This is a genomic window from Amycolatopsis sp. NPDC050768 (genome assembly GCF_040654155.1).
Taxonomy (GTDB): Bacteria; Actinomycetota; Actinomycetes; order Mycobacteriales; family Pseudonocardiaceae; genus Amycolatopsis.
In genome coordinates this window covers 14,824-37,844 of sequence record NZ_JBFAHL010000038.1, presented here as the reverse complement: position 1 = coordinate 37,844, position 23,021 = coordinate 14,824, and the positions used below count along the sequence as shown (strand labels likewise).

The window sequence follows — 23,021 nt, the reverse complement described above, 5'->3', positions numbered from 1 at the left end:
GCTTCCGGATGGGGCGGTCGGATCGGCCGGGGGCCGATCGCACCGCCCCATCCGGAAGCCGGCGCGATCTCGCGCTGTGGTCGCCTCGGCAGGTGCGCGACCAGGGCGAGTGGGCAGGTGGTGGGTGAGCAGGGGTGCGCGAGCCGGGGGTGATCGAGCAGGTGGTGCGCGAGCCGGGGTGAGTGGGCAGGGGCGAGTGAGCAAGTTCGATCGTTTGGCGTGATCGTTCGAACAAAAGGATTGTGCGTTGCCGAGGTCGCTGTGCGACCATGCGAGTGCCGAACCCGAGGAGGATCCGACTGCGATGACCGAATCGTCCCCGTCTGCAGGGTTGCCGCGCGGTGCGCGCGTCGCGACGTGGAGCTTCTTCGCGCTCAACGGGTTCGCCGTCGGCATGTGGGTGGTCCACATCCCGGTCGTCGAGCGCGCTACGGGCATCTCGCACATCACGCTCGGCGCGCTCCTGCTGGTGCTCGGCGGCGCGGCCTTCGTCGGGATGCAGGTGTCCGGCCCGCTCGCCGACCGCTTCGGCCACCGCCGCGTGGTGCCCGCGGCCGGCGTGCTGCTGGGCTTCGCGCTCTTCCTGCCCGGGCTGGCCACCAGTTGGTGGGCGCTCGGGCTTTCTCTGGTGGTCTTCGGTTTCTTCAACGGCTCCCTCGACGTGGCGATGAACGCCCAGGCCGTGGTCGTCGAACGCGCCTATCCGCGTCCGATCATGGCGGCGTTCCACGCGATGTGGTCGATCGGTGGCGCGCTCGCCGCCGTGGTCGGGGCGGCGGTGCTGGGCACGGGCATTCCCACGGCCGTCACGCTCGGCGCCACCGGCGCGTTGTGCGTCGTCGCTTCGCTGGCCGCGGGTCGGCTGCTGCTCGACTCCGGTCGTCCCGAGCCGGTCGAAACGGGTCCCGCGCCGGTCACGCCGAGCCGGGCTCCGTCGCGCGTGGTCTGGCTGCTCGGCGCGCTCGCGTTCGCGCTGATGCTCGCCGAGGGCGTCGCGAACGACTGGGCCGCGCTGCACCTGCAGGACGTGCTGGGTACGTCGGCGAGCACCGCCGCGCTCGCGTACGGCTCCTTCGCCGTGGCGATGACCGTCGGCCGCTTCGCCACCGACCGGGTCGCCGCGCTGGCCGGGCCGGTCGCGGTGGTGCGGTACGGCTCGGCGCTCGCGGCCGTCGGCCTCGCCACCGCGTCGCTGTCGCCCTGGGTGCCGCTCGCGCTGGTCGGCTGGGCGATCTTCGGCCTGGGTCTCGCGGGCGGCGTGCCGCAGCTGTTCACCGCGGCCGGCAACCTCGACACGCGGGCGTCGGGTGCGCTGATGGCGCGGGTCGTCGGACTCGGGTACGTCGGGCTGCTCGCCGGCCCCGCCCTCATCGGCGGGCTCACGCGGTGGATGCCGCTGAACGTCGCGTTCGCCGTGCCGTTCGCGCTCTGCGTGGCCGCGGTGGTGGCGGCGCCGGTGATCGCGCCGCGTCAGGTCCGCGAACCGGCCGAAGTCGGCTGAAGGCGCTCAGCCGCAGCGTTCGCCACTGCGGACGTTGCCCCCGCCGACGAGCGTGAACACGCTGCCGTCCGGGGCGTCACGCAGGTGCAGCGTGCACACGATCTGCGACACGGCCAAGGAAGACAGCGCCTGCACGTCGGTGGCCAGCTGCACGGTGACTTCCGATGCGGAGATCATCACGGCGGCCGGCAGGGCGGTCTGCGGGACCTCGGTGGTGAAGCCGGACGCCTTCTCTGTGGACGTCGGACCTTGTACCAGCGCGTCGATCAGCGCGGAATCGGTCTGGTCCAGACCGGGGCGCTGGACCCGGACGACCGCGCCGTCGGCCACGAGGTAGATCGAGCTGATCGCCGGCGTGCCCGGCGCGGTGGACGGCGGGCCGCTCGGCGCCTCGTCGCCGGAGATCGCGCCGCTCGGCTGCACACCGCACGCGGTGGCGGCCAGCGCGACCAGCACGAGTGCCACGTACCCGAACGACCTGGTGGCGCGCCGGATCACGCCTCACCGCCCGGGTTCAGCGGGAGCCGCAGCGTGAAGATCGCACCGCCTTGCGGACGGTTGGCGGCGGTGAGCTCGCCGCCGTGCAGCTTGGCGTTCTCCCACGCGATCGCGAGCCCGAGTCCGCTGCCCTCGGAGCGGCTGCGCGCGGTGTCGGCCTTGTAGAAGCGGTCGAACACGTGGGGGAGCACCTCCTCTTTCAGCCCCGGGCCCTCGTCGGTGACCTCGATGATGAGCGATTCCTCCGCCGTGCTCAACCTCAGCCGGACGGGCGGCGCTCCGTGGCGCAGCGCGTTGCCGACGAGGTTCGCGACGACCACGTCGAGCCGGCGCGGGTCGAGCCGCGCGCGGACACCCGGCGGCAGCTCCGTGGCCACCTCGCCGACCCAGCCGCGGGCGCGCAGGGTGACGCCGATCGCCTCGGCGACGTCCACCTCGTCGAGCGCGAGCGACGCGGACCCGGAGTCGAAGCGGGTGACCTCGATGAGGTCGTTGACCAGCCGCGTGAGGTTGTGGGTCTCCTGGCTCACCAGCCGCACCGCGCGCCCGGCGATCTCGGGCAGGCCGGCGACCTCGGACTCCAGCACCTCGGTGACCGCGGTCATCGCGGCGAGCGGGGTGCGCAGCTCGTGGGACACGTCGGCGACGAACCGCCGCGCGTCCGACTCCATCCGTTCCAGCTCGCCGACGTGGTGCTGCAGCGACTCCGCGGTGGTGTTGAACGTCTTGCCGACCTCGGCGAGCTCGTCGGTGCCGTGGATGGTCAGGCGCGTGTCCAGGTCGCCTTCGCCGAGGCGGTGCGCCGCGCGACGCAGCTCGCGCACCGGCCCGAGCACGCTGCGGGCGGCCGCGAGCGCCAGCAGCAGCGCCAGGACCACCGCGCCGGTGCCGGTCAGCCACGCGCTGCGGGCCAGCGTGGCGATGCTCTCGCTCTCGGCGTCCAAGGGCTGCAGCACGAAGACCTCGATCCCGGACGGAACCGTCTCGTGTGACCTGCTGGTCGTGAGCCGCAGCTGAGTGCCGATCAGCAGCCGGGTTTCGCCGCCGACGTCCACGCGCTGCCAGGCGATCGAGCCCCGCCCGACGATCTCCTTGACCTCGTCCGTGATCACGGACGAGGGCAGATCACCGCCGGAGACGCCGCCGGCGGTCACGAGCGCGTTGCCGGTCCGTCCGGCGATCTCGCCGGCGACTTGGTCGAGCTGGCCCTCCGACGGCTGGTCCACCGGCAGCGGGTAGAGCAGCTGGATGCGGCTGCTCAGCTCCCGCACCGCGTTGTCCTGCGTGTTCGTCAGGATGGTGTTGCGCGCGGTCCGGTACCCGAACCCGGCGACGGCGATGGTCGTGAGCACGCTCAGCAGCACGAACGCGAGCAGCAGCCGCGTGCGCAGGCCCCAGCCGGGCCAGAGCTTGCGGAACCGGGCGCCGGTCACAGCGGCCCGAAGCGGTACCCGAAACCGCGCAGGGTCTGCACGTACACCGGGGCCGCGGCGTCGTCCTCGATCTTCGCGCGCAGCCGCTGCACGCACGCGTCGACGAGCCGCGAATCACCGAGGTAACCCTGGTCCCACACGGATTCCAGCAGCTGCTGGCGGCTGAGCACCCGGCCCGGCGACGCGGACAGCTCCAGCAGCAGCCGCATCTCCGTGGGCGCGAGGCTGACGGGACGGCCGTGCTTGCTCACGACGAGCCCGTCGCGGTCGATGGTGAGGTCGCCGTGGCGCTCGACCTCGGGTTTCGGCGTGCCCGCCTGGCGCTGCTCGCCGCCGGTGCGCCGCAGCACGGCCTTGATCCGGGCCTCGAGCACGCGCGGCTGGGCGGGCTTCACCACGTAGTCGTCGGCCCCGGCCTCGAGCCCGGCGACCACGTCGATGTCGTCGTTGCGCGCGGTGAGCATGATGATCGGCAGATCACCGGTCGCGCGGATGCGCCGGCACACCTCGAACCCGTCCATCCCGGGCAGCATCAGGTCGAGCACGACGACATCGGCCGGACCCGCGCTCAGCCGAGCGAGCCCTTCCTCGCCGCTTTCCACCGCGTCGACGGTGTGACCCTGGTAGGTCAGGGCGATCTGCAGGCCGTCTCGCACGGCCTGGTCGTCTTCGATCAACAGCACCCGGGGCATGTCTCCCACTATCGCAGCGCACTTCCGGGCCCGCCCGTCCGGATTCCCCGGACAGTCCACAGCGGACACCTCCCGAGAGGATCCGCGTCCGGTCTCATCGCGGGGTGCGCGGAATGTCATGGTTGCGTAACAGCCTCGTCCGTGCGGAGCTGTTACAAAACTGTCGGGGTCCGCGTACACGACTTCGACCGTCGGCGCACACGGGGCCGCGACCGTGGACACCATGACCGAACTGCTCCGCTCCCGTGCCTACGCCGTGGCTGCCCGGTTGGTGGCCGTGCTGCTGCTGCCGGTGGCTTTCGTGCGTTCGCCCCACCACGCCCGCCGGCTCGCCTGCCAGTGGGCGCTCGCGCTGCGCTACCCGGCGGAGGACCTCGCGGGCCTCACGGCCGCGGCGCGCGAGGCGTTCGTGGCGGCGCGCACCGACGCGTTCTGGCGCGACGGGCAGCTGATCGGCCTCACCTCCGGCCACCGCGACGCCGCCCGGCAGCACGCGATGTTCACCGCCGAGGTCCGGCGCACGGGTTCCGCGTGGGCGGCCCGCCGGCTCGTGCTGCCGCCCGAGCAGTCGGCCCACGTCGGCGGCTTCGCGCTCGACGTGCGGCCCACGGAAGGCGCGCAGTGGCTGGAACGCCACGGCGCGGCCTACCACCTGCACCGCCGCTACGACAACGAGTGGTGGCACTTCGAGTACCACGCCGACACGCTGCCGATCCGCCTGCCGCACCCGGGCGCGGCCGTATTGGTCAGAACCGCCGGGTGAACGGCATCGGCTTGCGCATGCGGATCAGCAGGAGCAGGGGCACGAGCACGTACCAGAGGTTGAAGGCCAGGAACTTGACCGGGTTGCCCGTGCGCATCGCCGGGTCGCCGAAGAACTCCACACCGAACACGACGACGCCGGTGAGCGTGACGATCATCGTCGCGTAGATCACGGCGAACAGCTGGATCCAGTTCTTGCCGGCGAGCAGGCACACGACGAGCACGACGTAGAACGGCATGTACACGAACGCCGAGAGCCCCGTGACGATCCGCATCCAGTCCGGCGGGTGCATGAAGAGGATGTCGGCGTCGTGGGCGTACCAGTAGTTGGAGTTCACGAAGAAGTTGTCCGACGGGCCCGAGAAGTCGACGCCCACGGTCGGCAGCAGGTCGCTGATGAGCGAGGTGATCGTGAACGCGGCGAACACGATCGCGAAGAAGATGTCGATCCCGCGTCGGCGCAGCGGCAGGTTCATAGGATGATCCTAAGCGGGCGGCTCGGGCGTACTCGGGCAGTAGAGTGCGGGCATGAACGCGTTCCAGGTCTGCCTCTGCGTCTTCGCGGGCGTCTGCGCCCTGTGCTGGGTGCTCTCGGTGATCACGCGCGAGTACTCGTGGGTGGACCGGATCTGGTCCCTGGTGCCCGTGGCGTACGTCGCGATCTTCGCCGCCTTCGCAGGCTTCGCCGACGCGCGCCTCGACGTGATGTTCGTCTTGGTGCTTCTCTGGGGTTTGCGCCTCACCTTCAACTTCGCCCGCAAGGGCGGCTACGCCCGCGGCGGCGAGGACTACCGCTGGGTGGTGCTGCGCGGGAAGATGGCGCCCTGGCAGTTTCAGGTCTTCAACTTCTTCTTCATCACGATCTACCAGAACGCCATTCTGCTGCTGATCGCGCTGCCGGCGTGGACGGCCTTGGAGTATCGGTCGCCGTTCGGTGTGGGTGATGTGATCGTGGCGGTGATCTTCGTCGCGTGCCTGGCGGGGGAGACGGTCGCGGATCAGCAGCAGTGGAACTTCCACCAGTGGAAGAAAGGCGAGCAGGACGCCGGGCGGGTGCCTTCGCCGCGGTTCCTGCAGAGTGGTCTGTTCCGCTTCTCGCGGCACCCGAACTTCTTCTTCGAACAGGCCCAGTGGTGGCTGGTGTTCGTGTTCGGCGCCGTGGCCTTCGGCGGAATCCCCTGGACGATCGCGGGCGCGGTCCTGCTGACGCTGCTGTTCGTGGGATCGACGATCTTCACGGAGACCATCACGCGGGGGCGGTACCCGGAGTACGCGGAATATCAGAAGCGGACTTCGGCTGTTGTGCCGTGGATTCCTCGGAGCCGGGTTCCGGTGGGCTGAGTTTCGTTCGCTTCGCCGGGGGCGCCGCACTTCGCGTTCTTGCAACTGGTCGCGGTCGGCAGGGTTTCAGGTAGAGCTCGTTGATCCGCCGTTCGGTGGCGCAGTGCCGGATGGCGTGTTCGCGGAGCCGCAGTTCCGCACCCTTTGTCGCCAGGTCGTGCTCGGCGGTCTGCTGCCGCGGCGCCGCGAGTACCGGCGCCAGGGCGCCGCCGATGCCGACCACGATCGTCCTGACGGTGTGGATGCCGTCGAGTCGAGCGCGATCGGCGTCTGTGCGAGTGGCCGCGTTTCCGGAAACGGGAGGCTCAGGCGAATGACGCCGTGACGAATGTCCTCAGTAGACACTCACCCCGTGAACGAAACAGCCAACCCGCCACCACCCGTTTGTGGTGCGCCCACAGGGCGGACCGTCACCTGCGGCTGGTTCCGGTCAGGAGCTGGGCGCGGCGGAGTGGTGGGCTGCGAGGAAGGTCGCGGCGAAGACGGCGGCGTAACCGAAGAAGGCGGCGTCCCCACCACAGTGAACGTTGCGGTGGCCACGCGGCCGTCGGTGCAGGGGAAGGTGGCCGTGTAGGTGCCAGGGCGGGTGGCGGCGGTGCCGGTGCCGCCGGCGCGGCCCCAATTGCCGCCGGTGGTCCAGCGGAGGGGGGTGGCGAAGCCGGGCGAAGTGACGGGGCCGGAGGGGCTGCAGCCGTTGCCTTGGGCGGCATACGTTTCCGCGTGCATTTCGCCGCCTGGCGCCACTTCCGAGGGCCACAGGGACCAGCCGACGTCACCTGGTGCCGTGAGAGATGCGCTCAACAGGGCCGCGCCCGTGAGAAATTCCGTGAGCATGTCGTCCTCCCCGAGACTGTGTGCGGAACACGTTCGGGGAGGACGGGTGGTTGCCTCTAGCGGTCGTAGAAGTTCGACGGTGGTTCGTTCCACTGCTGCGTCGGGGCGTCAGGGCGCGGGGAGCGCTTGCGCCGGTGCAAAGTGCGTGCGTTGGCCGCCATGCTGTTCACCACGATGGCGATCACCAAGCCGATCACGAGGTTGATCGCGGCCGTCGCGTATTTGGCGCTCGTTTCGACCGTCAACGTCAACGGCAGGACCACCGCGATGAGCGTCACGAGCACCATGATCCAGCCGAAGAACTGGCTGGGCGCGGGCGTCGCGACGCTCAGCAGGTGCATGAGGCCCGTGGCGAGCAGGGCGGCAAGAGCGGCGGCGAGCGCATACGCGGTGGTGCTGGCGCTGCCCCACGCGCCCTCGCCTTTGGGGGCGAGCACGGGGACGTCGAAGATGCCGCGGGCGATGAGCAGGCCGACGATGGCGACGAGCGCCGCCACCACCGCCGTGGCGACGCCGCCCGCCCACAGCCGCGCCGCGTCGATGCCGGGTCGGGCGTCCTGGTCGTACGGGTTCTGCGCCATCACGGATCCCTCCGTCAACGAAGCTGTCCCACTCGATTGTCGTCCTAAGCGGGCTCGTTCGCCTGGTCGAGTTTCGCGACGCGCCGCAAGCGGAAGGACAGGACGACGAGCATGATCCCGTACAGCAACGCGTAGATGCCCACGAGCAAGGCGATTCCGAACGCCCCCGCGATCGGGTGGATCAGCACCAGCACCCCCGCGATCACGGACACCGCGCCGGCCAGGATGAGGAACGCCTCGCCCGTGATCTGCTTGCGCAGGCGGATCGCGGCGACGATCTCGGCGACGCCCGTGACCACCGCCCACGCCCCGACGAGCGTCGCCAGCACGAGGATGGTCGCGCCGGGCCACACCAGCGCGATCACCCCCGCGGCGAGCCCGAGCAGACCCAGCAACGCGTACGCGAACCGGTGCGCGCCGTCGCCCGGGCGGAACGCCTGCATGAACGCACCCACAGCGTCCACGAGCGCGTAAATACCGAAAACGAGTGCCAGCGCCAGCACGGTGACGCCCGGCCAGATCAGCGCGATCACGCCGAACACCACCGCCAGCACACCACGCACGAGAACCAGTGGCCACGTCTGCCGCGGGTCCATCACGAGACCACCGACCCCAGCAGAGATGTGTGCGGACATGCTTGCCTCCCGAGCACGATGCTGACCTGGGAAAACGTTAGCAGCGCAGGAAGATCCAAGCACCGCTTCGTTGTTCACCCGATCGGTGACTAAGTGTCCGAAGAGGACGTCAGAAGCTCACCGGCAGCCCGGCGAGCCGCCACGTGCCGGGGTCGGGCGCGCGCCGCACGTCGCCCAGGCGCAGCGCGGGAAAGCGCTCCAGCAACCCCCGCAACGCCACCTCCGCCTCCACGCGCGCGAGCGCCGCACCGAGGCAGAAGTGCGGGCCGTACGCGAACCCGAGGTGCCCGCCCTCGGTGCGGCGCACGTCGAGGCGGTCGGGATCGGTGAACACGCGCGGGTCGCGGTTCGCCGACGCGATCGCGGCCGACACGGGCTCGCCCGCCCGGATCGCCACGCCGTGCAGGGAAAGGTCCTCGGTGGCTTGCCGGGGAATCGTCAGCAGCTGAGGTCCGCACCACCGCATCAGCTCCTCGATCGCCGTCGGCCACAGTCCGGGTTCCGCGCGCAGCACGGCGAGCTGGTCCGGATGGGTGAGCAGGGCCTCGACGGCGTTGGCGACGAAGTTCGCCGGCGTCTGCCCCGCGAGCACGAGCTGCCAGACGAGGGTCACGAGCTCGGGTTCGGTGAGGCCTTCGGTCCCGGCCAGCAGTTCGAGGAACTCGCTCGCCGGCGGCGTGGTCAGGCCGCGCGCGCCGTCGATGATGCCGGGCACCGCGGCGGCGAAGCTCTCGCCCGAGCCGGCGACCACGTTCTGGCCGTAGCTGTGCCAGCGCGGCCGATCCGCCTCGGGCACGCCGACGAGCTCGCAGATCACCTCCATCGGCAACGGCTGCGCGAACCCGGTCAGCAGGTCGGCGCGCTCGGCGGGGAGGCCGTCGAGCAGCTCGTCGACGATCGGCTCGATCCGCGGCCGGAGGTCCGCCGCACGGCGCGCCGTGAACGCGGGGGAGACGAGGCCGCGCAGCCGCCGGTGCTCCGCGCCTTCCATCTCCTGCATCGTCCGCAGGTACGGCCGGCAGTGCTCGGGCACGTCGAGCGCCTGGTAGCTGCCCGGGCCGAGCGCGAAGCGCGGGTCGGTGAGCATCGCCCGCGCGTCGGCGAGGCGGGTGACGACCCACAGCGGGCCGAAGCCGGGGCCGACGAGCTTGGCCACGGGGCCGTGCTCGCGGGCGGCGCCGTAGACGGCGAACGGGTCGCGGTGGACCGCGGGGTCGGTCAGGTCGATCTCGGGGACGTCGGTCACGGGCACTCCTCATTCTGGATGGTGAAATCAGATGGTCTCATCATATGTACCCGAGCGCTATCGTGACCAGCAAGGGAGCACGAGGAGGACGATGGCCCGGCTGACCAGAGCGGAGGCTCAGGAGCTCAACCGCGCGAAGGTGCTCGACGCCGCGCGCGACGAGTTCACCGAGCGCGGCTTCCGCGAAGCGAAGATCGACGTGATCGCCGAACGCGCCGAGCTCACCCGCGGCGCCGTCTACTCGAACTTCCCCGGCAAGCGCGCGCTGTACTTCGCCGTGCTCGCGGAGGAGGCCGAGCGCGTCGCCGCCGAGCCCCCGGCTTCGGACCCCGCCCTCACGACCGCGGAGGCCCTGGGCGCCCTCGCTCGAGCCTGGGTCTCCCGCCTGCCGCTCGCCACCGACCGCGGCCCACGTCTCGGCGTGGACCTGGGGCCGGAGATCCTCGCCGACGAGCTCACCCACCGCCCGTACGCCCAGCTCTTGCGCTTCGAAGCCGTGGTCCTCGGCCTGGCCCTCGAACGGCTCGCCCCGTCCGCGGGCCGCCTCGTCCGCGTCGCCGAACTCGCGCTGACCACGTTGCACGGCGCCACCGGCCTCGCCGCGGCCGCGCCGGGCTTCGGCGAACCGTTCAACGTCGTGCGCGCGTGCGAAGCCCTGCCCGCCCTGGGGCTGGCTGACACGTGGCCCGCGGTCCCGCCGATCGTGGCGCACGCGCAGCCGGTGGACGAACCTTGGGTTCCGCCCGCGGCCTTCGACTCACTGCGGTCGCGGCCGGCCGAGCTGTCCGGTGACGGCGTCGTCGCGATCCTCGGCCTGCACCGGCTTTCCGCCGCGGAGGAGGCCGTCCGCGCCGCACCTGCGGACGCCGCTGTCACAGTCGCTGTGGTCACCGGCTCGGCGCCGGAGCTGTCGCCGTTGACGCACCTCGCGCTGGCGGAGCTGCGTGGTCACCTGCGCCGGGCTTTCCCGGCTTCGGCGTGGCCGCGCCTGCAGGTGCTGCGCGACGACTCCGGCGCGATCGCGTCGGCGGCCGGGGTTTCGGCGGTGAGCGATGCGACCGAAACGGCCGTGCGGATCACCTCGAGCCGCGTCGTGCGTCGCGCCGAAGGCTTCGGCGCCTGCCACGCCGCGGCGACGGGCTGAAAGAAAACCGGGCCGCCAGTCCGAAAAGGACTGACGGCCCGGTTGTCCGGAAACGACACTCAGCCGATCTTGTAGCTGTACGGTAGCGTCGCGATCACTTCACCGGTGCCGACCTGCGGGAGGCCCGTCACGCCGGTCGGGAGGGTCGGCACGGTCACCAGGTTGAGGTGGCCGGTCACCGACGCGCCGCGCTTGCCCGAGGGTGTGATCGTCACGGTGACGGTCACCGTCTGGCCCGGCTGGACGAGCAGCGGCGTGCCGCCCGTGCCGTTGGGGTCGACGGACTGGTCGTACGGGTCGCCGGTGGACGAGCTCACCGCGGCGTCGAAGCCCGCCGTCTTGATCGACGCCGTGTAAGACGCGTGACCGGCCGGGGCACCCGACGGGCCGAACGGGCCCATCTCCTGGACGCTGGCGAACCAGATGCCCTTCGTGACATAGCCCTGCTTCTCGCCGATCGTCGCGACGGACACGGTGCTGCCAGCCTGCGCGGCCTTCAGGTCACCGAGCACGTCGATGCCCGCGGCCGAGCCCTGCAGCTCCACCTGAGCCGGCACCGACGACGACGTCGCGACGGTGAACTTGCTCGTGTCCGGCGGGATCGAGTAGATCGGCGCGTTGGCGCCGACCTCGGGCAGATCGACGTCGGTCGAGCCCTGGATGGGCTGCGGCTGCAGGGTCTGCTGCGCGTTGGTCCGCGCGTCCACGCCGATCGCGATCGGCTCGACGCCCGTGTTGCGCACCGTCACCGGCACCTTGACGGCCTGGCCGGCGGCCAGCTTCTTCGAGGCCGAGTTCGGCAGCGCGGGAGCGCTCACCACGACCTGGTCGAAGCCCACCGTGCCGGTGAACGGCTGGTCGATCTGCTTGCCCGTCACCGGGTTCTGCACCACGACCACGAAGTGCCAGCGGCCCGCCAGCGGGTTCGCGTCCGTGAGCTGCAGCGTGGTGCCCTGCGACAGCTGGTTCGCGGAGCTGAGGAACACGTTGCTGTTCACGTCGGCGAGCTCACCGTTCGGGTCCACGAGCACACCGTCGATGACGGTGCCCGGGTCCTGCAGCTTCACCGCGACGTCGAGGTCCTTCTTGCCCTTGGGCACGTCGAACTCGTACGAGAACGTCTGCGCCGGCGAGACGGCCCGCGCGTTGCCGCCCGTGATCGTGCCGCCGAAGGAACCCTTGCCGTTCTTGGTCGGGACCAGTGCGCGCAGCACGGCGGACACGGTGGTCTGGTGGCCGTCGGAGCTGCCGAACGTGATCGAGTAGTCCGCGTCGCCGCCCGTCGCCGGGGTCTGCAGCGAAACCTTGACCGGCTTGGTCTGGCCCGGCTTCAGCGTCAGTACGCCCGGCGAGACCTGGCCGTACGGAATCGCCCGCTGAGTGGAGGTGGCGAGCTGGATGTTGCCGGTGTAGCCGGTCGGGCCACCCGCCGAGTACAGCACCGCGGTCCACGTGCCCGCGACCGGGCGCGTGACGTCCACGTTGGCGTAGTTCGCCGTGGCCGCGCCACCCTGCGGACGGCTGTTGGCCACGAACGTGCCGTCCGGCGCCAGCAGCGACACGCGCACGACCGGGGTCACCGACTGGCCGTTCACGGTCTTCGGGCTGCCCTGCCACGCCATCCGCGCGAGCAGGCGCTGCGCACCGGCGGGCACCGAGAACGTGACCTTCTTGTACGCCCAGTCCGTGCCGTTGTAGTACGGGAACGTCGGCAGCTTCGTCGAGTCGAACGCGGTGGTCTGCGTCTGCGCCGAAAGCGGCGCGAGCGAGCGCGTGCCCGCCGTGACCGTCAGCGGCTTGGTGCCGACGTTGGTCACGTTGACCGTGGCCTTCTGCGTGCTGCCCGGCGCGCCTTCCAGCGTGAGCTGGTCGGCGGACAGGGCGATGTTCGACGAGACACCCGCCGGGGCACCGGAAGTGCCGGGCGAGGTCAGTGCCGCCTCCACGGCCGCGCGCGCGTCGAGCAGGCCGGAGCCCTGCTCGTCGGCGGGCAGGCCGAGGTCACGCGTGGTGCCGGTGATGAACTGCTTCACCTGCGCGGGCGTCGGCGACGCGCCGTGGTGCGTGCCGCGGTAGGCCTGGATCACCAGCGCGGCGACACCCGCGGTCAGCGGGGCCGACTCGCTGGTGCCACCGAAGGATTCGAGGTCCGTCGGCTGCGGCACGGTCTGGAAGTTGCGGCATTCGGCATACGCGGGCGCGCAGTCGGCCCAGTTGCCCTCACCCGGGGCGACCAGGTCGATGGTGCGCCCGTTCTGCGTGATGCCCGACGACGACAGCGCGGAGATGTTGTCGCTCGTCCACTTCCCGTTGGAGAACGGGAAAGCCGCGTAGGTGGTCTGCGCGTAGAGCCGGTTGTCCGTGGTCGCGCCGGCGGAGATCACCAGCGGGTCGGTGGCCGGGCTGCCGATGGTCGACGTGATGCCCGCGTCGCCGCTGGAGGCGGTGACGGTGACGCCCGCGGCCACGGCCTCGTCGTTGAACACCTGGAACAGGTTGCGCGAGCTCGCGTCCGGGTACTGGTTCAGACCCAGCGACTCGTTGATCACGTCGACGTGGTCCACGGTCACCGCGTAGTCGATCGCCTGCAGCACCGCGGAGTTCGTGGCGGTGGAGCCGAACACGTTGAGCCCCACCAGGCTCGCGCCCGGCGAAACGCCCTTCACCACGATGTTGCAGCCCGCGGGCAGCGGGTGCTTCTCGTTCACGAACTTCGACAGGTCGTGCACCACCACGCCCTGCGCGGCGATGGACGACGCGTCGCCGAACGCCTCGGCGCCCGAGTCGGTCGTGGCGGGACCGTCGCCGGAGAAGTCCTGGTAGTCGGAGAAGACGTGCGAACCGTCGGGACGGATGAAGTCCGCGTAGTTCGGGTCCATGTTGTCCGCGAGGAACGCGACCTTCACGCCCGAGCCGTCGGCGAGGTCCGAAGCGGCCTTGGACCCGTCGGTGCTGTACGCGTGGATCGAGGTCAGCGCCTCGGGCTCCAGCAACGGCTTCGCCGGGTCGGTCGGGCAGATCGCGTTCGGGTCCTGGTTCTGCGCCGTGCCGCCACCGGCCTTGGGCGCGCCGGCGTCCGCGTTCTTGCCCGCGGGGTTCGCGTCGGGCAGCGTTACTTTGCTGTCCGGCAGCACCTGTGCCACGGCCGGGTCGGCCGCCAGCTGCGCTGCCTGGTCCGGCGTCACCGTGGCGGAGAACGCGTTGCCCAGCGCGAAGTGCTTGACCTTGGCCGGCGCCGTGCCGGCCAGCTTGGCCAGCACCGACTCCTGCTGCTGGGTCGCCTTGGCCCGCCGGGTTCCCGAAGCCGCCTTGGTGGCCGGCGCGTCGGGCAGCTGGTCCTTGAGGACCACGATCACCGATTGCGGTGCGCTGCTCGCCTGAGCGGTGGGCGCGGCGACGGCGGCCTGACTGCCGAGCTGGGTGACCCCGGCCAGTGCCAGACCGCCTGTCGCGGCTATTACGAGCGCGCGAACGGATCGCGAGGAACGCCGCATGTGCAGCTCCCACTTCCTTCTCGAAGGGTTCGAAAGTTACCGGCCCCGACGAAATCGAGCACAGTCGTGCCGGCCCGATTTCCCATGCCGGAGAACTATTTCGCGCACATCGACGATCCACAAGCGACAATAGTGGTGAAGAAATCGACGCAAATGGGACACCATTTCCGGAATGCCCGGAATCGGTGTCCCATTTGTCGGTGAAGCGAATTCCCGCTCAGGTCACAGGAAGGTGACTACGGGAGTTTCGGGCAACGGTCAGTGTCCCCGCGAACGCCACCACGGCGAGGCATCCGAGCAACATCGGGTAGCTCGCGAACCCGCTGAGCGCCGCGAGCAGCGATGGCAACAGGAAGCCGATGTAGGCCAGCGCGTAGTAGACCCCGGTCAGCTGGGCGATTTCCTCGGGCCGCGCGAGCCGTTGCAGCTCCAGCAGTCCGGACACCACGACGATGCCGTACGCGGTCCCGAGCACCACGGCCGTGAGCAGCGCGAGCCACGGCGAACGCAGATCCGCGGCGACGGCGGCGAGGACCAGACCAGTGCACATCACGGCCATTCCGGTGAGCACCGCGCGGGCGCTGGTGGTCCGGTCCACGCGCTTGGCGATCGGCTGGATCCCGACGCCCGCGCCGATCGCGCACACCGTCAGCAGCGTTGAGTAGGCGAGTGACCACGAACCGAGTTTGTCCTGCACGAGTTGCGGCATGATCGCGTACGCGACGCCGCACGAGCCGAAGATCCACGGCGCCATCGGCAGGATGATCCGGCGGAACCGCGGGTGCCGGGTCGTCACGGGCAGCCGGCTCAGCGCCGGCTTGCGGCTTTCGAGGCCGAGCGTTTCCGGGCTGCGCGGGATGAGCGGCAGGGCGAGCAGCGCCAGTCCGATGTGGACCGCGAAGGGCAGCACCATCGGCCACGGCCCCCACTGCGCCAGCACCCCCGCCGCGCCGGGTCCGATGCCGAGCCCGAGCGTGAGGCACAGGGCCGCGCGCCGGGTGCCGAGGTCGGCCGCGCCGCGCGGGTCGGCGTCGGCGAGCTCCTTGATCCACGTGGAGCCCACGGCCATCGCGGCCGCCACGGCCACGCCGGTCAGGAACCGGCCCGCGGCGATCCAGCCGGCGCCTTCCGGGCCGAGCGCGATGAGCACGCTCGCGAGCAGCGACAGCACGGTGCCGGCGAGCATCACGGGCCGGCGACCGTAGCGATTGGACAGTCCGCCCGAGAGCAGCAAGCCGGGCACCAGCCCGACCACGTACGCGCCCAGCAGCGCGTCGACGGTGAAGGTGGAGTAGCCGGCTTCCTTGTACATCACCAGGAGCGGCGTGAACTGGTTGCCGCCCCAGCCGACCACGAACACCGCCGCGGCGGCGCCGAACCAGGCCGGGCGCGCGGTGGCAGCCTGGGGGAGCGGGGTGCTTTCGGCGGTGGCGGTCATCGGCGGTGCACCAGGTCCAGATGGGCGCGCAGCGCCGGGCCGAACGCGTCGCCGTCGGCGCGCTCGATGATGCCGAGCAGGTCCTCGTGTTCACGCAGCACCACGGGCAGCACATCCGGGATCGGGCGCAGGGCGTGCACGTTCATCCGGCGCTGCCGGTCGGCGAGCGTGGCGTAGAAGTCGAGCAGCAACGCGTTGCCGCCGGCCGCGACGATGGTGCGGTGGAACAGTTCGTCGGCTTCGGCGAACCCGTGCAGGTCACCGGATTCGGCGTGGCCGCGCTGGGTGTCCAGCACCCCGCGCAGCTGCCCCAGCGCGTGCGGGATGAGGTCGGGCCGGCGCACGAGGCGGCGCACGGCCGCGCCCTCCACGGCCTCCCGCGCGTCGAGCACGTCCTCGGCCTCGCCAGGCGGCACGGGCACCACCACGGCGCCGCGCTTCGGGATCAGGTTGAGGAACCCCTCGACCTGCAGGCGCAGGAACGCCTCGCGCACGGGCGTGCGGCTCACCCCGAGCCGCTCGGCGATCTCCCCTTCGCTGAACAGGTGCCCACCGGGGAGTTCGCCCGTGAGGACGAGCTCCTTCGTGAGCCGGTACGCGCGGTCGGCAGCGCCGGGCGCGGTGTACTTGGCAGGTGTCACGCCAACGAAGCTAGCATGCGTCCAAGCTTGTATCTAACGCCTTGTGACCTGGGGCTCACTCGATCCAGCGCAGCACGGGAGCCGACGTCAGCGCACCCGGCTGGAGCGTGGCCCCGGTCTCGATGGTGAACGTCGCCGACTCGCCGGGCAGCAGCGTCACGAGGGCGAAGTCCACGGTCGCGTCGGCGGCGAGGCGGTCGGGGAACAGGCAGACGTCGCGCATGAGCGTGTCGGCGATGACGGTGACCTCGTAGCCGCCGTCGAAGCCGGTGACGGACTGCGTGAACTCGGCCTGGGGGTAGGCGATGTCCTTGTCTTCGGCGAAGAACCAGAACGCGCGCTCGTCGCCGGCGTCGGCCACGAGGAACTCGCGCGCCGGGTCGCCGGCCGCGAACTCGGGTCCCAGCGCGGTGCCGGGCGCGACCGGGGCCGACGCCAGCTCCTCGCCGGTCACGGACATCCGCCGCACGTCGACCGTCTCCGGCGCGAAGCCGAGCGCGAAGACCGTGAGGCCTTCGGGGCGCGGCTGGATCGTGAGCAGTCGGTCGGCGTAGACCTCGCGCAGCGTGTACCACAGCGGCTTCGGCCGGCCGGCGCCGTCGACCGCGGCCCATGACGTGACGGGCCAGCAGTCGTTGAGCTGCCACACGATCGCGCCCATGCAGCGCGGTGCGTGCGAGCGGTAGTGCTCCACGGCCAGCCGGATCGCGCGCGCCTGGTTGACCTGGTTGAGGAAGTGCCAGTCGTCGAACGTCTTCGGCTCGGCGAAGTGCGGGGCGAGCCCGCGGGCGAGCTTTCCGTTGCCGTCGAAGGCTTTCTGGTGGTGCAGCACACCGGGGGAGTCGGCGGCGAGCGGCTCGTCGTGCACGGCCTCGGTGAGCGTCGCGAACGTCGGCGGCGCCTGCCAGCCGAACTCGGACACGAACCGCGGCACGGTGTCGCGGTAGCCGAGGTAGTCACGCTCGTTCCACATGTCCCACACGTGCTGGCAGCCGTAGTCGGGGTCCAGCGCGTCGCGCTCCGGCGAGAGCGCCCACGGGCTGCCAGGCACGTACGGCCGCGTCGGGTCCAGCTCGCCGACGACCGTCGGCAGCAGCTTCTCGTAGAACGTCGCGCCCCACGGCTGCCCGGCGAGGCGCTCCTGCCAGTCCCAGTGGAACCAGCCGAGGTAGTTTTCGTTGTTGCCGCACCACAGCACCAGCGACGGGTGCGGCGCGAGGCGGACCACGTTCTCGCGCGCCTCGGCCTCGACCTCGTCGGCCAGCACGTCCTCGGGATACGGCATGCAGGCGAACAGGAAGTCCTGCCACACGAGCACGCCTTCGCGGTCGCACTCGGCGTAGAACTCGTCGCTTTCGAAGATCCCGCCGCCCCACACGCGCAGGAGGTCGATGTTCACGTCCTTCGCCTGCTCGATGCGGCGGGCGTAGCGCTGCGCGTCGACGCGGTGGGGGAAGCAGTCGTCGGGGATCCAGTTGGCGCCGCGGACGAACAGCGGCGTGCCGTTGACCGACAGGGTGAACGCGCCGTCGGTGGTGTCGAGCGCGACGGTGCGGAAGCCGATCTCGCGGGTCCAGGTGTCGAGCACGGTGCCGTCGGCGGCCTCGAGGGTCACCTCCAGCGGGTACAGCGGCTGCTCGCCGAGCGTGTGCGGCCACCAGAGCTCAGGCGACGGCACGCGCGCGGTGTCGCCGGCCGCCTCGACGCCGGCCACGCGGATGCGCACGGTGCCTTCGCCCTCGACCTCGGTGTGGACGGTGACCACGCCGTCGGTGCCGTCGACCGTGATCACCGGCCGGACCGACGCGAGCCGGCCGGTGGTGACCTCGAGGCGCGCCGGGCGCCAGAGGCCGGCGGTGACGAGCGACGGGCCCCAGTCCCAGCCGAAGTTGCAGGCCATCTTGCGGATGAAGTTCGACGGCTCGCCGTCGTTGGTGCGCGGCAGCGGGTGGGCCTCGGCGCGTGCACGGGCGTAGCGCACGGCGGAGGCGAAGGTGACCGACAGCTCGTTGCCCTCGGGCCGCAGCTCACCGGCCGGGAAGCGGTAGGAGCGGTGCATGTTCTCGGTCTCGCCGAGCACGCGGCCGTTGAGCTCGATCTTGGCGACGGTGTCGAGGCCGTCGAACGCGAGCGCGGCCGCGCCAGGGGCGTCCGGACGGTCGAACTCGGTCTCGTAGCGCCAGTCCGTGAGCCCGATCCACTGCACGAGGTCCTCGTTGCGGTCGAGGTACGGGTCGGGGATCAGTCCGGCGGCGAGCAGGTCGGTGTGCACCGAGCCGGGTACGGTCGCCGGAACCCCGGCGCGCAGCGTCTCCACGAGCTCGGCGGGCACCTCGCCCAGGTCGCCGGTCGCCCGCACCGTCCACCGCGTCAGGTCCATCCGCATGCCTCGCCGTCCTCTCTCCGGGCCCGTTCGCGCGATCATGCCCTGTCTCGTCGTTGTCCACCGTCACGAGGGACCGCGAACGCGCTGCTCCTTATGGTCTGAACCATTGGTCTCTTCGCCGCGCGGAGGTCCCGGACACCGGGAAAACCCTGATCCTGTCTGGCTTTCTGTCCGTTCGGACGTGATCGTTCACGCCGGGAGCGCTGACAGAATCCGCGACGTCGGGTGAGCAGCCGACCGCGGTTCGTCAGCGAAAGGGACGCGCATGTCGTTCGCCAAAGCGGCACTGAAGATCCTCCTCACGTTCCTCCTGGCGGTGGTCGCGTTCACCGTGGTGCCCGCCGCGGCTCAGGGCGCGCCGGCCGCCGCTGTAGCGCCGGTGGCGCCGGTCGTCGGGCGCAAGGCGTGCCCGGAACAGCCGAAACCCGGTGAGGTCACGTGCTTCGCGCTGTTCCGCGGCGACGCGCACGGGATGCAGCGCGCCGCGGCGCCGCAGGGCTACGGCCCGGCGGACCTCGCCGGCGCGTACGAGCTCCCGACGGCCACGGGCGGCGACGGGATGACGGTCGCGATCGTCGACGCCTACGACACTCCCGACGCGGAAGCGGAGATGGGCGTGTACCGCGCGCAGTTCGGCCTGCCCCCGTGCACGGTCGCGAACGGCTGCTTCACGCGCGTGGACCAGCGCGGCGGCCAGGACTTCCCGGCCGGGAACACGGGCTGGCAGCAGGAGACGATGCTCGACCTCGACATGGTCTCGGCCGTCTGCCCGCGCTGCCACATCCTGCTCGTCGAGGCCGACGACTCGTTGGTGCCGAACATGGGCGCCGCGGTGAACCAAGCCGTCGCGATGGGCGCGAAGTTCGTGTCCAACAGCTACGGCGCCGACGAGGACCCGGCCGAGCTCGACCTCGACGAGGCCTACTACGACCACCCCGGCGTCGTGGTCACCGCGAGCTCGGGCGACTACGGCTACGGGCCGCAGTTCCCCGCCGCCTCGCCGCACGTGACGTCGGTCGGCGGCACCTCGCTCTACCGCGACGCGAACGCCCGCGGCTGGCGCGAGACGGTGTGGTCCGGCACCGGCAGCGGCTGTTCCGCGTACGAGCAGAAGCCTCCGGCGCAAACGGATTCCGGCTGTGCCAACCGGACCATCGCCGACGTCTCGGCGGTCGCGGACCTCGCCACCGGCGTCGCGGTGTTCGTGCACGGCGCGTGGGGTCTCGCGGGTGGCACGAGCGCGTCGTCGCCGATCGTCGCGGCGGCCTACGCGCTGGCCGGCGCGCCCGCGGCGGGCACCTACCCGAACGCGCTGCCGTACCGCTCCGGCGCGACCTTCAATGACGTCACCGAAGGCGCCAACGGCACCTGCGCCCCGGCGTACCTCTGCACGGCCGGCCCCGGCTTCGACGGGCCGACGGGCCTGGGCACGCCGCGCGGGATCTCGGCCTTCACGCCCGGCGCGACCGGCCTCGTCTCCGGCACGGTCCGTGACGCCGCGGGCGCGCCGCTGGCCGGTGCGCAGGTGAAGGCGGGTGACCTCGCCACGACGGTGGACGCCGAAGGCCACTACACGCTGGGCGTGCCCGTGGGCACCTACGCCGTGACCGCGGGCAAGTTCTCCTACCGCGACACCACTGTCGACGGCGTGACCGTCGAGGCCGGCAAAACCGCGACCGCCGACTTCACGCTGGCGTCCGTGCCTTCCGTGCAGCTGAGCGGGACCGTGCGCGACGGCAGTGGCCACGGCTGGCCGGTGGCCGCGCACGTCCAGGTCGCCGGGCAGTCGACCACGACCGTGCGGACGGATCCGCTCACCGGGCGGTACTCGATGACCGTGCCCGAGGACGCGACCTACTCCGTGCAGGTCGACCCGGACTACCCCGGATACCTGCCCGGCTCCGCTTCTGTGCCGGTCGGCGACACCGCCGCCACGCACGACGCTGTCGTGACCGTCGACCCCGTGACCTGCGGCGCGCCCGGCTACGCCAACCGCTTCACGGGCGACACGCAGGACTTCGAGGCGCCCTCGACGTGGCAGGTGGTGAACAACCTCGGCGACGGCGCGGCCACGTGGGCGTTCGACAACCCCGCCGGCCGCGACAACTACACCGGCGGCAGCGGCGCGTTCGCCACCGTGGACAGCAACTCGATCGGCGGCGACCAGGACACGTCGCTGGTCAGCCCCGTCGTCGACCTGAGCGGCACGGCGAACCCGACCGTGCGGTTCGCCAGCGACTACCAGGGCACGCAGGGTCAGCAGGCGGCCGTGGACTTCACGACCGACGGCGGCGCCACCTGGACCACCGTGTGGCAGCACGGCAGCGACACCTTGGCCGGGCCGTCGACGCAGGTCGTGCCGCTGCCGGGCGCGGCGGGCAAGAAGGCCGTGCAGGTCCGCTTCCACTACCGCGACCAGCTGTTCGGCTTCTGGTGGCAGGTCGACGACGTGCTGATCGGCGACCACGCGTGCGACGTCGTGCCCGGCGGGATCGTCAGCGGCACGGTGCACGACCACGTGACCGGCGCCGCGCTCGGCGGGGCGTCGGTGGACAGCGTCGACCGGCCCGGCGAGGGGGCGACGACGCAGGCCGACGGTTCGTATTGGTTCTTCTCCAGCGTCACCGGCAGCCACCCGGTCACCGCGTCGGCCACGAACTTCGTGCCGGGCACGCAGAGGACCGTGGTGGCGCCCGACGCCGCGACCCCGGCCGACTTCCTGCTCGACGCCGGCCAGCTCGAGGTGACCAGCGCGGCCGTGAGCAAAACCGTGGCGTGGCAAGGGACGGCGACCGCGAGCGTCAAGGTGCGCAACACCGGCACGGCACCCGTGGGCGTGCGGCTGAACCCGTCGTCCGGCGCGTTCACCCCGGCCGTGGTGCACTCGGCGCCGCTGCAGCGGATCAAGGGCGACTTCAGCACGGGACCGTTGCTGGGACACGTGAAGCAGGCCGCGCCCGCCGAGACCCTGGCGGCCGGTGACGCGTGGCAGACCGTGGCCGACTACCCGACGAAGATCATGGACAACGGCGTGGCGACCGTGAACGGGAAGGTGTACTCCTTCACCGGCCTCAACGGCGCGGAGCTGACGACCAAGAACTTCGTCTACGACCCGGGCACGCTCGCGTGGACGCCGATCGCCGACCTCGCGACTCCGCGGGAAACCCCCGCGGTGGCGGCTGTCGGCACGAAGATCTACGTGACCGGCGGCTGGGCCGACGGCAGCATCCCCGTGACGAACACCGACATCTACGACACCGTCACCGACACGTGGACCACGGGCGCGCCGATGCCCACGGCCACCTCCGCGATGGGCGTCGCGGTGGCCGGCGGGCGGATCTACGTGGTCGGCGGCTGCGACGGCGGCAACTGCGGTGTCACGCGGGTGCAGGTCTACGACCCGGCCGTGGACAAGTGGTCGGCGGGCCCGGCGCTGCCCGCGCCGATCGGCTGGACCAACTGCGGCACCATCGCGGGCTCGATCTATTGCGCCGGCGGTGTCAGCGGCCTGGACAACCTGAAGACCGCGTACAAGCTCGACGTCGAGAAGGGCACGTGGTCGCGCGTCGCCGACCTGCCGGTGCAGATGTGGGGCTCGGCCTCGACCGTCGCGAATGGACAGTTGCTGCTCTCGGGCGGCATCGCCGACGGTGAGCTCACCAACGCCGGCTACGCGTACGACCCGGCGTCCAACCAGTGGTCGGCGCTGCCGAACTCGAACGAGACGCTGTTCCGCGGCGGCAGCACTTGCGGGTTCTACCGCATCGGCGGCTCGGCGAACGCGAGCTTCAACCCGACCAGTCACGACCTGCTGCTGCCGGGTTACGGCGAATGCGGGGAGTACGTGTCGATCCCGTGGCTGTCGACCACGCCGTCGGTGACCACGATCGCGCCGGGCAAGACGGCGACCTTCACGGTGACACTCGACGCGAACGTCTCGGCGATCACGCAGCCGGGCACGTACACGGCGCAGCTGGTCGTCGGGGCGCAGGTGCCGAAGGCGGTGGCCGCGATCCCCGTGTCGTTCACGGTGAAGCCGCCGGCCACCTGGAGCAAGCTGACCGGCACCGTCACGGGCGCGCGCTGCGGGGCGACGGCCGGTCCGCTCGCCGCGGTGACCGTGCAGGTCGACAGCTGGGCGGCGAGCTACACGCTCAAGACCGACGCCTCGGGCCACTACACGCTGTGGCTCGACCGCCGGAACAACCCGCTCACGCTCATCGCGGCACGCGACGGCTGGCAGCCGCAGACGCGCAGCGTCAAACTGGTCAAGGGACAGGCGGTGACCGCGGACTTCGTCCTCAAGCCGGCCGGCTGCTGAGCTTCGGCGGCGGGGCCGGGGTGACGGCCGGTCCCGCCGCCGGGGTGTGGGGAACAGCACGTCCCGACGTTGTG

At 71.3% G+C, this 23,021-nt stretch carries 17 protein-coding genes; 6 read left to right on the top strand and 11 right to left on the bottom strand.

Features of this window, described 5'->3' with window-relative positions; translation table 11 throughout:
- The first annotated feature begins 304 nt into the window (after positions 1–304).
- A complete protein-coding gene (locus AB0H62_RS50220; protein WP_360592915.1) occupies positions 305–1,501 on the top strand; it encodes an MFS transporter in 1,197 nt (398 codons plus the stop codon).
- A 6-nt stretch (positions 1,502–1,507) separates the two neighbouring features.
- Here the strand turns inward: AB0H62_RS50220 and AB0H62_RS50215 are convergent, their stop codons facing one another.
- The 3 genes from AB0H62_RS50215 to AB0H62_RS50205 are packed head-to-tail and all read right to left on the bottom strand — an operon-like array spanning position 1,508 to position 4,124.
- On the bottom strand, positions 1,508–1,999 hold the full coding sequence (locus AB0H62_RS50215; RefSeq protein ID WP_220238999.1) for a GerMN domain-containing protein: 492 nt from the start codon (positions 1,997–1,999) through the stop codon (positions 1,508–1,510).
- Positions 1,996–3,432 (bottom strand): HAMP domain-containing sensor histidine kinase, encoded by a 1,437-nt coding sequence (locus tag AB0H62_RS50210; RefSeq protein WP_360592914.1) that lies wholly within the window; start codon positions 3,430–3,432, stop codon positions 1,996–1,998. Before AB0H62_RS50210 ends, AB0H62_RS50215 begins: the two co-directional genes overlap by 4 nt.
- Complete coding sequence (locus AB0H62_RS50205; protein WP_220239001.1) at positions 3,429–4,124, bottom strand: response regulator transcription factor; 696 nt, start codon at positions 4,122–4,124, stop codon at positions 3,429–3,431. Before AB0H62_RS50205 ends, AB0H62_RS50210 begins: the two co-directional genes overlap by 4 nt.
- 223 nt (positions 4,125–4,347) lie before the next feature.
- Between AB0H62_RS50205 and AB0H62_RS50200 the strand changes: the two genes are divergently transcribed.
- Positions 4,348–4,887 (top strand): D-alanyl-D-alanine carboxypeptidase, encoded by a 540-nt coding sequence (locus AB0H62_RS50200; RefSeq protein ID WP_360592913.1) that lies wholly within the window; start codon positions 4,348–4,350, stop codon positions 4,885–4,887.
- On the opposite strand, the gene AB0H62_RS50195 is transcribed toward AB0H62_RS50200, so the two are convergent.
- On the bottom strand, positions 4,871–5,362 hold the full coding sequence (locus tag AB0H62_RS50195) for an emopamil-binding family protein (RefSeq protein ID WP_360592912.1): 492 nt from the start codon (positions 5,360–5,362) through the stop codon (positions 4,871–4,873). The two genes, AB0H62_RS50200 and AB0H62_RS50195, sit on opposite strands and share 17 nt — an antisense overlap.
- A gap of 52 nt (positions 5,363–5,414) precedes the next feature.
- Between AB0H62_RS50195 and AB0H62_RS50190 the strand changes: the two genes are divergently transcribed.
- Both AB0H62_RS50190 and AB0H62_RS50185 read left to right on the top strand, forming a co-directional pair.
- Entirely contained in the window at positions 5,415–6,227 is an 813-nt protein-coding gene (locus AB0H62_RS50190) for a DUF1295 domain-containing protein (RefSeq protein ID WP_360592911.1), read from the top strand.
- Positions 6,228–6,330: 103 nt separating this feature from the next.
- On the top strand, positions 6,331–6,552 hold the full coding sequence (locus tag AB0H62_RS50185; RefSeq protein WP_360592910.1) for a hypothetical protein: 222 nt from the start codon (positions 6,331–6,333) through the stop codon (positions 6,550–6,552).
- A gap of 565 nt (positions 6,553–7,117) precedes the next feature.
- Here AB0H62_RS50185 and AB0H62_RS50180 read toward each other — a convergent pair.
- The 3 genes from AB0H62_RS50180 to AB0H62_RS50170 all read right to left on the bottom strand — a co-directional run bounded on the left by AB0H62_RS50180 (position 7,118) and on the right by AB0H62_RS50170 (position 9,523).
- On the bottom strand, positions 7,118–7,642 hold the full coding sequence (locus AB0H62_RS50180; RefSeq protein ID WP_354885519.1) for a DUF6069 family protein: 525 nt from the start codon (positions 7,640–7,642) through the stop codon (positions 7,118–7,120).
- 44 nt (positions 7,643–7,686) lie between these two features.
- Entirely contained in the window at positions 7,687–8,277 is a 591-nt protein-coding gene (locus AB0H62_RS50175; protein ID WP_360592909.1) for an HdeD family acid-resistance protein, read from the bottom strand.
- A gap of 109 nt (positions 8,278–8,386) precedes the next feature.
- Positions 8,387–9,523 carry a cytochrome P450 gene (locus tag AB0H62_RS50170; protein WP_360592908.1) on the bottom strand — a complete coding sequence of 379 codons (1,137 nt, stop codon included), beginning with the start codon at positions 9,521–9,523 and terminating at the stop codon, positions 8,387–8,389.
- 91 nt (positions 9,524–9,614) lie between these two features.
- On the opposite strand from AB0H62_RS50170, the gene AB0H62_RS50165 reads away from it, so the two are divergent.
- Positions 9,615–10,667: a helix-turn-helix domain-containing protein gene (locus AB0H62_RS50165; RefSeq protein WP_360592907.1), complete on the top strand. Its 1,053-nt coding sequence runs from the start codon at positions 9,615–9,617 to the stop codon at positions 10,665–10,667.
- 59 nt (positions 10,668–10,726) lie between these two features.
- Here AB0H62_RS50165 and AB0H62_RS50160 read toward each other — a convergent pair whose 3' ends face one another.
- The 4 genes from AB0H62_RS50160 to AB0H62_RS50145 form a co-directional block, all read right to left on the bottom strand.
- Positions 10,727–14,161 carry a S8 family serine peptidase gene (locus AB0H62_RS50160; RefSeq protein WP_220239009.1) on the bottom strand — a complete coding sequence of 1,145 codons (3,435 nt, stop codon included), beginning with the start codon at positions 14,159–14,161 and terminating at the stop codon, positions 10,727–10,729.
- A gap of 217 nt (positions 14,162–14,378) precedes the next feature.
- Positions 14,379–15,599: an MFS transporter gene (locus AB0H62_RS50155; protein ID WP_360592906.1), complete on the bottom strand. Its 1,221-nt coding sequence runs from the start codon at positions 15,597–15,599 to the stop codon at positions 14,379–14,381.
- The gene (locus AB0H62_RS50150; protein WP_360592905.1) at positions 15,596–16,240 is read right to left on the bottom strand and encodes a GntR family transcriptional regulator; all 645 of its coding nucleotides are present in this window, start codon (positions 16,238–16,240) and stop codon (positions 15,596–15,598) included. Before AB0H62_RS50150 ends, AB0H62_RS50155 begins: the two co-directional genes overlap by 4 nt.
- Positions 16,241–16,295: 55 nt before the next feature.
- Positions 16,296–18,626 (bottom strand): glycoside hydrolase family 2 protein, encoded by a 2,331-nt coding sequence (locus tag AB0H62_RS50145; RefSeq protein WP_360592904.1) that lies wholly within the window; start codon positions 18,624–18,626, stop codon positions 16,296–16,298.
- Between the two features lie 265 nt (positions 18,627–18,891).
- On the opposite strand from AB0H62_RS50145, the gene AB0H62_RS50140 reads away from it, so the two are divergent.
- Positions 18,892–22,947 (top strand): carboxypeptidase regulatory-like domain-containing protein, encoded by a 4,056-nt coding sequence (locus tag AB0H62_RS50140; protein WP_360592903.1) that lies wholly within the window; start codon positions 18,892–18,894, stop codon positions 22,945–22,947.
- Positions 22,948–23,021 lie beyond the last annotated feature (74 nt).